11 protein-coding genes (2 of these 11 only partly in view) are annotated in these 12,286 nt (G+C 66.5%); 3 read left to right on the plus strand and 8 right to left on the minus strand.

What is annotated here, in order from left to right; all coding sequences use genetic code 11:
• Nucleotide 1: a 1-nt sliver of a thiamine phosphate synthase gene (gene thiE, locus L2Y97_RS19330; RefSeq protein ID WP_247429865.1), read on the plus strand. Its footprint begins 650 nt before the window's first position; a 1-nt sliver of its 651-nt coding sequence is all that appears in the window; its start codon lies off the left edge, out of view; only part of the stop codon is in view: it crosses the left edge, with 1 base visible at nucleotide 1.
• A protein-coding gene (hemL, locus tag L2Y97_RS19335) for a glutamate-1-semialdehyde 2,1-aminomutase (RefSeq protein WP_247429868.1) crosses the window boundary here: on the plus strand, nucleotides 1-1,281 show its 3' portion. 3 nt of this gene lie to the left of the window's left edge; 1,281 of the gene's 1,284 nt are visible here — the last part of the coding sequence; the start codon falls outside the window, past its left edge; its stop codon occupies nucleotides 1,279-1,281. The genes thiE and hemL overlap by 4 nt, the downstream gene beginning before the upstream one ends.
• Before the next feature lie 48 nt (nucleotides 1,282-1,329).
• Here the strand turns inward: hemL and L2Y97_RS19340 are convergent, their stop codons facing one another.
• The 6 genes from L2Y97_RS19340 to L2Y97_RS19365 all read right to left on the minus strand — a co-directional run bounded on the left by L2Y97_RS19340 (nucleotide 1,330) and on the right by L2Y97_RS19365 (nucleotide 7,966).
• Nucleotides 1,330-2,580 (minus strand): acetylornithine/succinylornithine family transaminase, encoded by a 1,251-nt coding sequence (locus tag L2Y97_RS19340; RefSeq protein WP_247429871.1) that lies wholly within the window; start codon nucleotides 2,578-2,580, stop codon nucleotides 1,330-1,332.
• A gap of 403 nt (nucleotides 2,581-2,983) precedes the next feature.
• Nucleotides 2,984-4,321, minus strand: coding sequence for a sigma-54 interaction domain-containing protein (locus L2Y97_RS19345; protein ID WP_425492787.1), 1,338 nt, complete (start codon nucleotides 4,319-4,321; stop codon nucleotides 2,984-2,986).
• 214 nt (nucleotides 4,322-4,535) lie between these two features.
• Nucleotides 4,536-5,351, minus strand: a complete 816-nt coding sequence (locus tag L2Y97_RS19350) for an SDR family oxidoreductase (protein WP_247429876.1) — start codon at nucleotides 5,349-5,351, stop codon at nucleotides 4,536-4,538.
• A gap of 10 nt (nucleotides 5,352-5,361) precedes the next feature.
• The gene (locus L2Y97_RS19355) at nucleotides 5,362-5,967 is read right to left on the minus strand and encodes an LON peptidase substrate-binding domain-containing protein (RefSeq protein ID WP_247429879.1); all 606 of its coding nucleotides are present in this window, start codon (nucleotides 5,965-5,967) and stop codon (nucleotides 5,362-5,364) included.
• 10 nt (nucleotides 5,968-5,977) lie between these two features.
• Nucleotides 5,978-7,336, minus strand: coding sequence for a UDP-N-acetylmuramate:L-alanyl-gamma-D-glutamyl-meso-diaminopimelate ligase (gene mpl, locus L2Y97_RS19360; protein ID WP_247429882.1), 1,359 nt, complete (start codon nucleotides 7,334-7,336; stop codon nucleotides 5,978-5,980).
• Between the two features lie 48 nt (nucleotides 7,337-7,384).
• Nucleotides 7,385-7,966, minus strand: a complete 582-nt coding sequence (locus L2Y97_RS19365) for an adenylate kinase (RefSeq protein WP_247429885.1) — start codon at nucleotides 7,964-7,966, stop codon at nucleotides 7,385-7,387.
• 202 nt (nucleotides 7,967-8,168) lie between these two features.
• Between L2Y97_RS19365 and L2Y97_RS19370 the strand changes: the two genes are divergently transcribed.
• Nucleotides 8,169-9,437, plus strand: coding sequence for a 6-phosphofructokinase (locus L2Y97_RS19370; RefSeq protein ID WP_247429887.1), 1,269 nt, complete (start codon nucleotides 8,169-8,171; stop codon nucleotides 9,435-9,437).
• A gap of 97 nt (nucleotides 9,438-9,534) precedes the next feature.
• Here L2Y97_RS19370 and L2Y97_RS19375 read toward each other — a convergent pair whose 3' ends face one another.
• On the minus strand, nucleotides 9,535-10,944 hold the full coding sequence (locus tag L2Y97_RS19375) for a UdgX family uracil-DNA binding protein (protein WP_247429889.1): 1,410 nt from the start codon (nucleotides 10,942-10,944) through the stop codon (nucleotides 9,535-9,537).
• A complete protein-coding gene (locus tag L2Y97_RS19380; protein WP_425492789.1) occupies nucleotides 10,944-12,164 on the minus strand; it encodes a putative DNA modification/repair radical SAM protein in 1,221 nt (406 codons plus the stop codon). Before L2Y97_RS19380 ends, L2Y97_RS19375 begins: the two co-directional genes overlap by 1 nt.
• Nucleotides 12,165-12,286 lie beyond the last annotated feature (122 nt).

Here is a 12,286-nt window from a genome sequence, read left to right on the forward strand (position 1 = left end):
ACCACGAACCACGACCTCTTCGCCCGCGCCCGCCAGCTGATGCCCGGCGGCGTGAATTCACCCGTGCGCGCCTTCAAATCGGTGGGCGGCGAGCCGTTCTTTACCGCGCGTGCCGATGGCCCGTACCTGTGGGACGTGGAAGGCAAGCGCTATATCGATTACGTGGGCTCGTGGGGCCCCATGATCGTGGGCCATAACCACCCGGCCGTGCGCGAGGCGGTGGTGAAGGCCGCCCAGGATGGCCTGAGCTTCGGCACGCCCTCCCCCGCCGAAGTCACCATGGCCGAGACCATCGTGAAGCTGATTCCTTCGGTGGATATGGTGCGCATGGTGAACTCGGGCACCGAGGCCACCATGTCGGCGATCCGCCTGGCGCGTGGCGCCACCGGCCGCAACAAGATCGTGAAGTTCGAAGGCTGCTACCACGGCCATGGCGACAGCTTCCTGGTGAAGGCGGGATCGGGCGCGCTGACGTTTGGCGTACCAACCTCGCCGGGCGTGCCGAAGGCAGCGGCCGATCTGACGCTTACGCTTCCGTATAACGACATCGAGGCGGCGAAAGCGCTGTTCGCCGAACACGGCGCGGATATCGCCGGCCTCATCATCGAGCCGGTCGCCGGCAACATGAACTGCATTCCGCCGAAGGATGGCTACCTGCAGGCGCTGCGCGAGCTGTGCACGCAAAGCGGTGCGCTGTTGATCTTCGACGAAGTGATGACCGGTTTCCGCGTCGCCCTGGGCGGCGCGCAGGCGCATTACGCCATCAAGCCGGACCTCACCTGCTTCGGCAAGGTGATCGGCGGTGGCATGCCGGTGGGCGCGTACGGCGGTCGCCGCGACCTGATGGAACAGGTGGCCCCGGCGGGCCCGGTGTACCAGGCCGGCACGTTGTCCGGTAACCCGGTGGCGATGGCGGCGGGCCTGGCCATGCTCGAGCTGATCCAGGCGCCCGGTTTCTACGACGACCTGGCGAAGCGCACGGCGAAACTTGCCGACGGGATCGCGGCTGCGGCGACGAAGCACGGTATTCCCTTCAGCGTGAACTACGTCGGCGCCATGTTCGGCCTGTTTTTCACCGATGCGAAGGTGGAGAGCTACGCGCAGGCGACTGCTGCGGATGTGGCGGCGTTCAACCGCTTCTTCCACGGCATGCTGGAGCGCGGCGTCTACCTCGCGCCGTCGGCGTTCGAAGCCGGCTTCGTGTCGAGCGCGCATACCGATGCGATCATTGACGAGACCATCGCGATCGCGGACGACGTGCTCGCCAGCCTGAAGGCATAACGCAGACGTGTAAGGAAAAAAAACGCCCGGCAGTGCCGGGCGTTTTCTTTAGGCCACCTTGGCCTCGCGGCTGGCGAACTCCGCCAGTGTCGCGTGCAGGCGTTCGAGGCCCGCGGCGGTTTCTTCATCGGTGATGTTGAGCGGCGGCACGATGCGCAGCACATCGGGGCCGGCCTGCAGGATGAGCAGGCCGTGCGCGGCGGCGATATCGAGCACTTCGCCGGCGCGCCCCTTGAAGGCATCGGAGAGCACTGCGCCGATCATGAGCCCGCGGCCACGGATTTCCGAGAACAGGTGGAACTCGTGGTTGAGCTTGTCGAGACCCTTGCGGATATCGTTCGCCTGGCGTTCCACGTTGAGCAGCACCGCGGGTGAGGCGATCTTCTTCAACGCAACGCGCGCGACCGCGGCCGCCATCGGGTTGCCGCCAAACGTCGTGCCGTGCGCGCCGAACTGCATCACCTCCGATACCTTCGGGCCGGCCAGCATCGCGCCGATCGGGAAGCCCGCACCCAGTGCCTTCGCCAGGGTGACGATATCCGGCGTGACATGGTCGTGCGTGTGCGCGAACAGCGTGCCGGTGCGGCCCATGCCGCACTGGATTTCATCCAGCACCATGAGCGCGTTGTGGGCATCGCACAGCTCGCGGATCTTCTTCAGGAAGCCCGGTGCCGCGGGCGTGACACCGCCCTCGCCCTGCACGGGTTCGACCATCACTGCGGCAACGCCACCCTTGGCGAAGGCTTCTTCCAGCGCGGCTTCATCGTTGAACGCCACGTAGCGGAAGCCACCCGGCAGCGGCTCGTAGCCTTCCTGGTACTTGGGCTGCGCGGTGGCGGTGACCGAGGCGAGCGTGCGGCCGTGGAACGAGCCGAGGAAAGTGATGATGACGCGGTCTTCCGGCGCGCGGCCCTGGCCGGCGGCCCACTTGCGCACGAGCTTGATCGCGGCTTCGTTGGCCTCGGTACCGGAGTTGCACAGGAACACGCGATCGGCGAACGGTGCGTGCTCGATGAGTTCTTCGGCCAGGCGCAGCGGCGGCTCGGTCCAGAACACGTTGCTGGCGTGCCACAGCTTGTGGGCTTGCGAGACGAGCGCCTCGACCAGCTCGGGCTCCTGGTGGCCCAGGGCATTCACGGCAATACCGGCGCCAAAATCGAGATAGTCGCGACCTTCCGTATCCCACACGCGCGCGCCCTTGCCGTGGTCAAGGATGACATCACGGGGGCGGTACACGGACAGCCAATAGCGCTTGCCCAGGCCGATGAGATCGGAGGGTTCGACAGGATGCGACGACATGGAAACGACTCCCGGGCCCGGCCGCAGCGCCTGGCCCCAAACAGGAACGGATGGAATCGCACGGTACGTTCTGCGGTCCGACATCGATCCGATGCCCGCGCGGCATGGTGCGTCGCGGGATCCCCATCGTATAAGGCGCGGGCTCCGCGGACAACGGCTGTTCCGTTGCTGTAACGGCCTGTTACACAACGCTACAGCCGATGAACGGCCCGGAAATGCCGGTCGGGTAGAAATTCCTTGCGAATCAAGGCCACGCCCGGGTGGCATGCGGCTTGCTCGCCTTCAGGGGAGGCCCCTGGCGGCCCACGCGGTTCGCTCGACCGACGACCCTGCCAAGCCGGACGAGAGAACGGGAACTCCCGGTCCCCCAGAGGGCCGGGAGTTTTCTTTTCCAGAGGTGCGGCTAGCGCAACTGATCGAGGGCCAGCTGGTGCTTCTTGCAGAGGCGGTACACCGTGACGCGCGACACCCGCAGCCGGCGGGCGCATTCGCTGATATTGAACGCGCTGGCCCGCAGGCAATCGACGATGGCCTCGCGCTCGGCCGAGGTGCGCGCGCTGCCCAGGCTGTCGCGATCGATGCCGGGCAGGTCGGCGTTGAGTTCAAGGTCATCCGGGGTGATCAGGGCATCGTCGGCGATCACGGCCGCGCGCTGCACCCGGTTCATCAGCTCGCGCACGTTGCCGGGCCACGAGAAGGCGTTCATGGCCTTGCGCGCCGCCGTGCTGAACGCCCGCGCACGGGTGCCATAGCTTTCGCGGAAGGCATCCAGGAAGTATTGGGCCAGCAGCTCGATGTCGCCGTTCCGTTCGCGCAGCGGCGGCATGCGCAGGCGCAGGACGTTGAGCCGGTAGAACAGGTCCTCGCGGAACCGCCCCTGGGCCACCGCCTTTTCCAGGTCGACGTGGGTGGCGGCGAGCACGCGCACGTTCACCTTGATGGACTGGCAGCTGCCGATCCGCTCGATGGTGCCTTCCTGCAGCACGCGCAGCAGGTTGGTCTGGGCATCCAGCGGCAGGTCGCCGATTTCATCCAGGAACACCGTGCCGCCATCGGCGGATTCGAAATGGCCGATGCGCCGCGCCGTGGCCCCGGTGAAGGAACCGCGCTCGTGGCCGAACAATTCGGACTGGACGAGGTTGGCCGGGAGCGCGCCACAGTTGATGGCGGCGAAGGGCTTGTCGCGGCGCGCGGAGAGCTGGTGCAGGGCCCGGGCGGCCATTTCCTTTCCCGTGCCGGTTTCGCCGGTGATCAGCAGCGGCAGCTCGACGGGCGCGAACTTCCGAATATTCTGAGAAAGCGCCCGGATCGCCGGACTCGTGCCAGTCATCACGCTGGGCTGGTCATCGTCCAGCACCGGGATGCCATCGGCGGGCACCCGCTGGAGTGCCTGGCGAAGTGCCTGCAACGACGAGGCGCCATCGATGAGTTCGAAGGCCTGGGGCAGCACATGCTGGATGGAAGGATCGTTCGCGGGCGTGCGGTGGCCGGTGAGGCCGATCCACGCCAGGCCCGGGTGGTTGTCGCGCAGCTCCTGGAGTACCCGCACGGCTGCCTGCGCGCTCGCGCGCAGATCCACCACGGCGATGGCCGTGTCCCCACATTCGGGCAAGGCGCTATCCAGCCGGGCCGGATCGGCCACCAGCGTTCGCCAGCCAGCCCGAATCAGCCCGAAATGCTCTTCAACGCTCGGCCTTCCAACCCAGACGACGCAACGTCCCGTCGATTCCCCGCGTGACATGCCTGCTCCTCAAACCGTTCAGTGGCCTGCGCCGGCTGTAGCGGGTTCACCCTTGGACCCGCCGCCGGCACCCCCTGCAGGCCGGCAAGCCCCACACCACCCCGTGTCATGTCGTGCCACAGGGCGACGAAGTGACGTTACCCCGGCATGCAAAAACCGGCCATACACCAAACGGGCTAGCTCACACAGCGGTTCGGATGGCGTTTTGCGCTTGCTAGAGAAACAAGTCCGGTAGTAGAGGCTGGCCCGGCGTGACGGCGTAGTGATCGAAGTTCGTCACACCTTCTTCACGCAAAACGGCTTCGTCGATCGCGAAGTGGCCGGTGTAGGACCGGGCGGGGCGGGTCAGGATCGCGTGCGCGGCATCGGCCACGATCTCGGGGGTTCGGCAGTTCTCGGGCTTGACCCCATCGATCATGCCGATCGCGGCGGTGGCGATCACCGTTTTCGGCCACAACGCATTCACCGCGATACCCATCGGGGCGAACTCGGGCGCCATGCCGAGCACGCACTGGCTCATGCCGAACTTGGCGATGGTGTACGCCACGTGCGGTGCATACCAATGCGGATCGATGCTGAGCGGCGGCGAGAGCATGAGCACGTGCGGGTTCGCCGCTTCCTTCAGGAAGGGCAGGCAGGCCTGCGTCACCAGGAACGTGCCGCGCGTGTTCACCTGGTGCATCAGGTCGAACCGCTTCATCGGTGTGTTCTCGGTACCCGCGAGCCAGATCGCGCTGGCGTTGTTCACCACGATATCGATACCGCCGAACCGTTCGGCGGCGGTCGCCACCGCCATGCGCACTTCATCTTCCTCGCGGATATCGACCTTGAGGGCGAGCGCCTGGCCACCCGCGGCTTCGATCTCCGCGGCGGCCGTGTGGATCGTGCCGGGCAGTTTCGGATTGGGCACGCCGCTCTTCGCGGCGATCACGACGTTGGCGCCATCGCGCGCCGCGCGCAGGCCGATGGCGAGACCGATGCCGCGGGAGGCACCGGTGATGAACAGGGTCTTCCCGGCGAGCGATGTCATGGGGCGTTACTCAGGCGCGCTGGAAGCGCGGGAGGATGTCACGCAATTCGGCGAGGCGCTGGAGCGGATCATCCAGCTCGAGCATGTGCTGGCATTCGTTGGGATCGAGCGGTAGCAGTTCGCACAGGCGGAAGCCGACCCAGCTCGCATCGTTGTCCGCGCGGCCGGCGATGTCCTGTTTCCACGGCGGCCCCATCTGCTCGGCCAACCGCTCGAGGATGGTGGTGAGCAAGCCGAATTCCGGCGGCACAGGCATCTTCGCTTCCGGGTCCCACGGTGCGATGTCGCCGCGCACCTGGCCATCGGAGCGTACGCGCGTGCGGGTCACCCGAAAGCGCTGGCCACCTTCGGCCACGATGCCGAGCAAGCCATCATCACGCGTGTGGAAATCGGTGATGGTCGCGAGCGTGCCGACCGCGGCGGGGATCGCCGGCTGGCCGGCTTCTCGGCCTTCCAGGATGAGACACACACCGAAGCCCCTGCCCGTGCGCGCGCACTCGCGAACCAGATCGATGTAACGCGGTTCGAAGATGCGCAGCTGGAGATGACCGCCCGGGAACAGGACGTTCGACAAGGGGAACAGCGGAAGGTCGAGCGTGGGCAAGGTCGCGGCCATGCCCACCAGTCTAACCTGCGCGCAGTGCGTCGAAGAAGCGCCGGGGCGCCCCTTCGAAACCGCCGTTGGACATGAAGATGACCTGGTCGCCCTCACGTGCCTGGGTGGCGAGGCTGGCCACCAGCGCGTCGACAGTGGGGACGGTCGTGCCGCGCCCATCCAGTGCACCGGTCACCTTCGCCGCATCCCATGCCAGCTCCGGGCGGTGCAGGAACACCACGCCATCGGCATCGGCCAGCGACGGGGCCAGCGCGTCGGCATGCGCACCGAGGCGCATGCTGTTCGAACGCGGTTCGAGCGCGACCAGGATGCGCGCCTTGCCCACCTTCGCGCGCAAGCCCGCCAGCGTGGTGGCTATGGCGGTGGGGTGATGCGCAAAGTCGTCGTAAACCGTAACGCCGCGTGCCTCGCCGATCACTTCCATGCGGCGGCGGGCGCTGGCGAAGCTTTCAAACGCGGGAAGCAACGCCACCGGATCCGCACCGGCCGCCGTCGCCGCAGCGAGGGCGGCCAGCGCGTTCATGACATTGTGCCGGCCGAGCGAGCCCCAGCGGATCTCGCCGAGGGCCACACCCTGGCGGCTCACGCGGAAGTGCGAGCCATCGGCGGCGATGAGTTCGGCGCGCCAGTCACCCGCATCGATACCGAACGTTTCCACCGGCGTCCACGCGCCCATGGCCAGTACTTCGGCGAGGTACGGATCCTCGGCATTGACGATGAGCCGGCCATGACCGGGCACCGTGCGCACGAGGTGGTGGAACTGGCGCTGGATGGCGGCCACGTCGGGGAAGATATCCGCGTGGTCGTATTCCAGATTGTTGAGGATGGCGATGTGCGGACGGTAGTGGACGAACTTGGAGCGCTTGTCGAAGAACGCCGAGTCGTATTCGTCGGCCTCGATGACAAAGGGCTTGCCGCCACCGCGACGCGCCGAGACATCAAAGTTGCCGGGTACGCCGCCAATCAGGAAGCCCGGATCCATGCCTGCCTGTTCGAGCAGGTGCGCGAGCAGGCTGGTGGTGGTGGTCTTGCCGTGCGTCCCGGCCACGGCCAGGACCTGGCGGCCGCCGAGCAGGGTTTCACCCAGCCACTGCGGGCCGGAGATGTAGCGCATGCCCTCGTTGAGCATGTACTCCACTGCCGGGTTGCCCCGGGTCATGGCGTTGCCGACCACGACCAGGTCAGGCGCCGGCTGCAGGTGTTCGGCGGTGTAGCCCTGCATGAGGCTGATACCCAGCGCTTCGAGCTGGGTGCTCATGGGCGGGTACACGTTGGCATCGGAGCCTTCGACCGTGAGGCCCAGCTCGCGGCCGAGCGCAGCGACGCCACCCATGAAGGTGCCGGCAATACCGAGGATATGGACGCGCATCGTTTAAAAGCCTCGCGGCCGGCGCACGCGGCGCCGGCCCGGGTTGGATCAGGCGCTGGCGGCGCTGGCTTCGGTCAGGGCGGCCTTGATGCGCGCCGTGACCTCATCGAGTTCGCCGACGCCGTCGACGATCTTGAGCTTGCCGCGCTTGGCGTAGAAATCGGCGACCGGGGCGGTCTGGTCGGCGTAGATGTTGAGGCGGCGCGTGACCGTGGCCGGCTCGTCATCGGGGCGGTGTTCCGCCTTGAAGCGCACCTCGCAACGGCCGACGATGGCCTCGAACGGCACATCGAGCTTGATCACCACATCGAGCGGCTGGCCGATCTTGGCCAGGACGCCATCCAGCGCATCGGCCTGGGCCAGGTTGCGCGGGTAGCCATCCAGGATGAAGCCCGGCTTGGCGTCGGGTTCGGCGAGACGGTGCTCGATGATGCCCAGCATGATGTCATCCGGCAGCAGCTGGCCGGCATCCATCAGGGACTTGGCCTTCTTGCCGAGTTCGGTTTCCGCCTTGATCTCGGCACGGAGCAGATCGCCCGTGGAGATGTGCGGGATGCCGAAATCCTGCTTGAGGCGGGCGGCCTGGGTGCCCTTGCCCGAACCGGGGGCGCCGAAAAGCACGAATCGCATTGATGCTCCAATTTACCGGGCTGGCAGGGCTAACCCCACCGCCGGGCACAATAAAATGGGTCCCAAGGTAACGGCAGGGGCGCCACCCCGTCAAACGGCTGCCACATGGCCGTGGCAGTGCGTCGCAGGGGCCGCCTTCAAGCCACGGCCACGCCACTCGGGTTAACCTCAGGCCCTCGACCGCACCAGAAGGAACCGCAGCATGGCCGCCGGTAAGCTCCTCTACGCCCAGTCGGGCGGTGTCTCCGCCGTCATCAACGCCACCGCCGCCGGGGTCATCGAGACCGCCCGCGACAAGGGCATACCGGTCTACGCGGCCCGCAACGGCATTCTTGGCGCCCTGCGCGAGGAACTGATCGATACCACCAAGGAAGCCAAGGCCAACATCGCCGGCCTGAAGCACACCCCCGGCGGCGCCTTCGGTTCGTGCCGCTACAAGCTCAAGTCCCTGGAGGAGAACCGCGCCGAGTACGAGCGGCTGATCCAGGTGTTCAAGGCCCACGACATCCGCACGTTCCTCTACAACGGCGGCAACGATTCGGCCGACACGGCCAACAAGGTCTCGAAGATCGGCCAGGCGCTGGGCTACGAGGTGAACTGCATCGGCGTGCCCAAGACGATCGATAACGACCTGGTCGTGACCGATAACTGCCCGGGCTTCGGCTCGGTGGCCAAGTACACGGCCATCGCCGTGCGCGAGGCCAGCCTGGATGTGGCCTCCATGATGGATACCTCCACCAAGGTGTTCATCATTGAAGTAATGGGCCGGCACGCAGGCTGGATCGCCGCGGCGGCCGGCCTGGCAGGCAACAAGGCCGGCGATCCGCCGCACATCATCCTGTTCCCCGAAAACGTGTTCGACCCGGCCGCGTTCCTCGCCAGGGTGCAGGCCACGGTCGAAAAGGTGGGCTACTGCACGGTGGTGGTTTCCGAGGGTGTGAAGGGTTCCGACGGCAAGTTCCTGGCCGAGTCGGCTGAGACCGGCGCGCGCGATGCCTTTGGTCATGCCCAGTTGGGCGGCGCCGCGCCGGTGCTCGCCGCGCTGGTGAAGGAAAAGCTCGGCTACAAGTACCACTGGGCCCTGCCCGATTACCTGCAGCGCTCCGCGCGGCATATCGCGGCGAAGGTGGATGTGGAGCAGGCCTATGCGGTGGGCAAGAAGGCCGTGGAATACGCGGCCGATGGGCTCAACGCGGTGATGCCGGTGATCGTGCGCACCTCGGAAGAACCCTATAAGTGGAAGATCGAGGCCGCGCCGCTGGACAAGATCGCCAACCAGGAAAAGAAGATGCCGAAGAACTTCATCTCCAAGGATGGGTTCGGCATCACCGCCGCGGCGCGGCGTTACCTGGCGCCGCTGATCCTGGGCGAAGCCCCGCCGCCGTACGGCGAGGATGGCCTGCCGCTGTACGTGACGCTGAAGAACACCGCCGTGCCGAAGAAGCTGAAGAAGTTCGTGCCAGCGAAGTAACCCCGCGTAGGAGCCCACCCTGTGGGCGACATCTTTCGCGATGACGCCACAGGGCCTGTTGCTCTTTCGCGAACAGCGTCGCCCACAGGGTGGGCTCCTACACGAGCACGTCCTGCATGAGGGACAGGTCGCTTACGAACGCTGCGTACGCGGCTTCGCGTTCGGCCTCGCCTGGCAGGCGCAGCAGGTACGACGGATGCACCGTGGCCATGGCGCGGCGGCCATCCGGCAGGTCGAACCACTGCCCGCGCTGCTCCATCAGCCGGAACGACGCGCCAAATACCGCCTGCGCCGCCATGGCGCCGAGGCACACCAGTGCCGCAGGCTGGATCCGGTCGATCTCGGCCGCCAGCCACGGCCGGCAGGCCGCCTGTTCTTCCGCATTCGCGCGCTTGTGCAGGCGCCGCTTACCGCGTGGCTCGAACTTGAAATGCTTGACGGTGTTGGTGACATACAGCGCATTACGCGCGATGCCCGCCCCCGCCAGCGCCGTGTCGAACAGCTTGCCCGCGGGCCCGACGAAGGGTTTGCCGGCCAGGTCTTCCTGGTCGCCAGGCTGCTCACCGATCACCACGATGCGCGCATCGTCCGGGCCTTCGCCGAAGACGGTTTGCGTGGCCGGCTTCCACAAGTCGCACGCGCGGCACTCCCTTGCCTGCTGACGCAACGCGGATAAGCTGCCCTCAGGCAAATCCATCCCGGCCTTCTGCCACGCCGCGAACTTCTTCTTCGGTACCGTCGCGTCGCGTGCCACCATCGCCTGCATCCGCGGCAGGGCATCGCGCACCAGCTCGGGAATCAGCGAGGCTTCCGGCAGGTTCTTCCAGTACTTCACCGGCATCTCGCGCTTCATCGCATCGACCTTGAGCCGGGCCGGGTTGAAGATGCTGCTGTAGTACGTGCGCCACAGGTCTTCCAGCGTATCGCCCGAGGGTGCATCGGCGCGGCTGGCCCCCGTGCCGAAGGTGAGTTGTTCGCCATCCCAGTGCGCCGTGCGCGCGGGCGTCAGCAACGACCAGCGCATACCAGTGAAGCGGCGGACGAAGAAAGGCGCGACGCGAGTGACGATATCGTGGCCGGGTTCGAACCACGCGACGTACACCGTGCCGTCGTCCACGGCCACCTCGCGAAAACGAACAAAGGCCTTCATCTTGTGCATGTCGCGGTTCACCTGCTTCACGCAGGTATGCGCCCAGGCGACGTCATCGTCCGTGGCGATGGCGAGCAAACCCTTCTCGCCATGGGTCAGGCGCCACAGCATCCGGTACAGCACGGCGTGGCGCCGTGGATCCGAGTGCGCCAGCACGGTATTCGCCAGGTTGAGGAAATCGCGGGGCACGGCGGGCGCGGCGCCGTTGCGTGGCGGCGGTATGTCGTCGTCACCACCGAACAGGCCTCCGCCGCCCCAGTCGACGTTATCAGGCGAGATTCCTGCGAGAAGCAGCGCACGGGCCTTGCCGCGCCACTCTCCAAGATCGGAAGGATCGTCCAGCGAAACGCGCAGCATCAGCCGAACAGATCGGGCTGCGTGGGCGTGGGCTCGCGCAGGTCGCGGTGGAGCGCAAGGCTTTCGCGATCACCGCGTGGGCGGTGGTCCACTGTTTCCACGAAAGGCGCCACCTTCTTCACAGGGACCCGCAGGCGGATGAGGTCGTCATAGCGGATGCGGCGGTGCCCGCGCATGGCGATCATCTTGTCCACGGTTTTCACGCCCAGGCCCGGCACACGCAGGAGCATGTCGCGCGAGGCTTTGTTGACGTCCACCGGGAACTGCTCGCGATGGCGTAGTGCCCAGGCCAGCTTCGGGTCGACATCGAGCGAGAGCATGCCATCGTCGCCCGGCGGCGCGATTTCATCCGCGCCAAAGCCGTAGAAGCGCATCAGCCAGTCGGCCTGATAGAGGCGATGCTCGCGTACCAACGGCGGCGGCTTCAACGGCAGGATCTTCGAGGCGTCGGGAATCGGGCTGAAAGCGGAGTAGTAAACGCGGCGCAGGCGGTAGTTGGTATAGAGGTTGGTGCTGGCGGTGAGCACATCGCGATCGCTCGCCGCATCGGCGCCGACGATCATCTGCGTGCTTTGGCCCGCTGGCGCGAAGCGTGGCGCCTTCTTCTCCGCCTTCGCCTCGTCGATCGACAGCCGCAGCCGGCCCATCGCGCTGCGGATATCGCCCAGGTGCTTCTCCGGCGCCAGCGATTTCAATCCACCCTCGGTCGGCATCTCGACGTTGATGCTGAGGCGATCGGCCCAGCGCCCGGCCGCATCGATCAACTCCGGCGACGCGTCGGGAATCGTCTTCAGGTGGATATAGCCGCCGAACTTGTGATCGACGCGCAATGAACGCGCCACGCGCACCAGCTGTTCCATGGTGTAGTCGGGCGACTGGATGATCCCCGAGGACAGGAACAGGCCTTCGATGTAGTTGCGCCGGTAGAACTCCAGGGTGAGGTTCACCACTTCCTCGGCGGTGAACCGCGCGCGCGGCACGTTGCTGCTGCGCCGGTTCACGCAGTACGCGCAGTCATACACGCAGAAGTTCGTCAGCAGGATCTTCAGCAGCGAAATGCAGCGCCCGTCCGGCGCGTAGGCATGGCAGATACCCATGCCCTCGGTGGACCCGATGCCGCCGCTGGCGAGTGAGTTGCGGCCCTTCCCGCCACTCGACGAGCACGAGGCATCGTACTTGGCGGCATCGGCGAGGATGGCGAGTTTTTCTTGCAGTTTCATGGGTACGGCTATGGTGCCAAGTTCACCGCGCCGCCGCGTGAAGGGCCTGTAGGAGCGCGCTCGCGCGCGATAGGTGCTTGCGACGACCCCACATCGCGCGCAAGCGCGCTCCTACAGTGGGC

The sequence above is a fragment of the Luteibacter aegosomatissinici genome, from assembly GCF_023078495.1.
Lineage (GTDB): Bacteria > Pseudomonadota > Gammaproteobacteria > Xanthomonadales > Rhodanobacteraceae > Luteibacter > Luteibacter aegosomatissinici.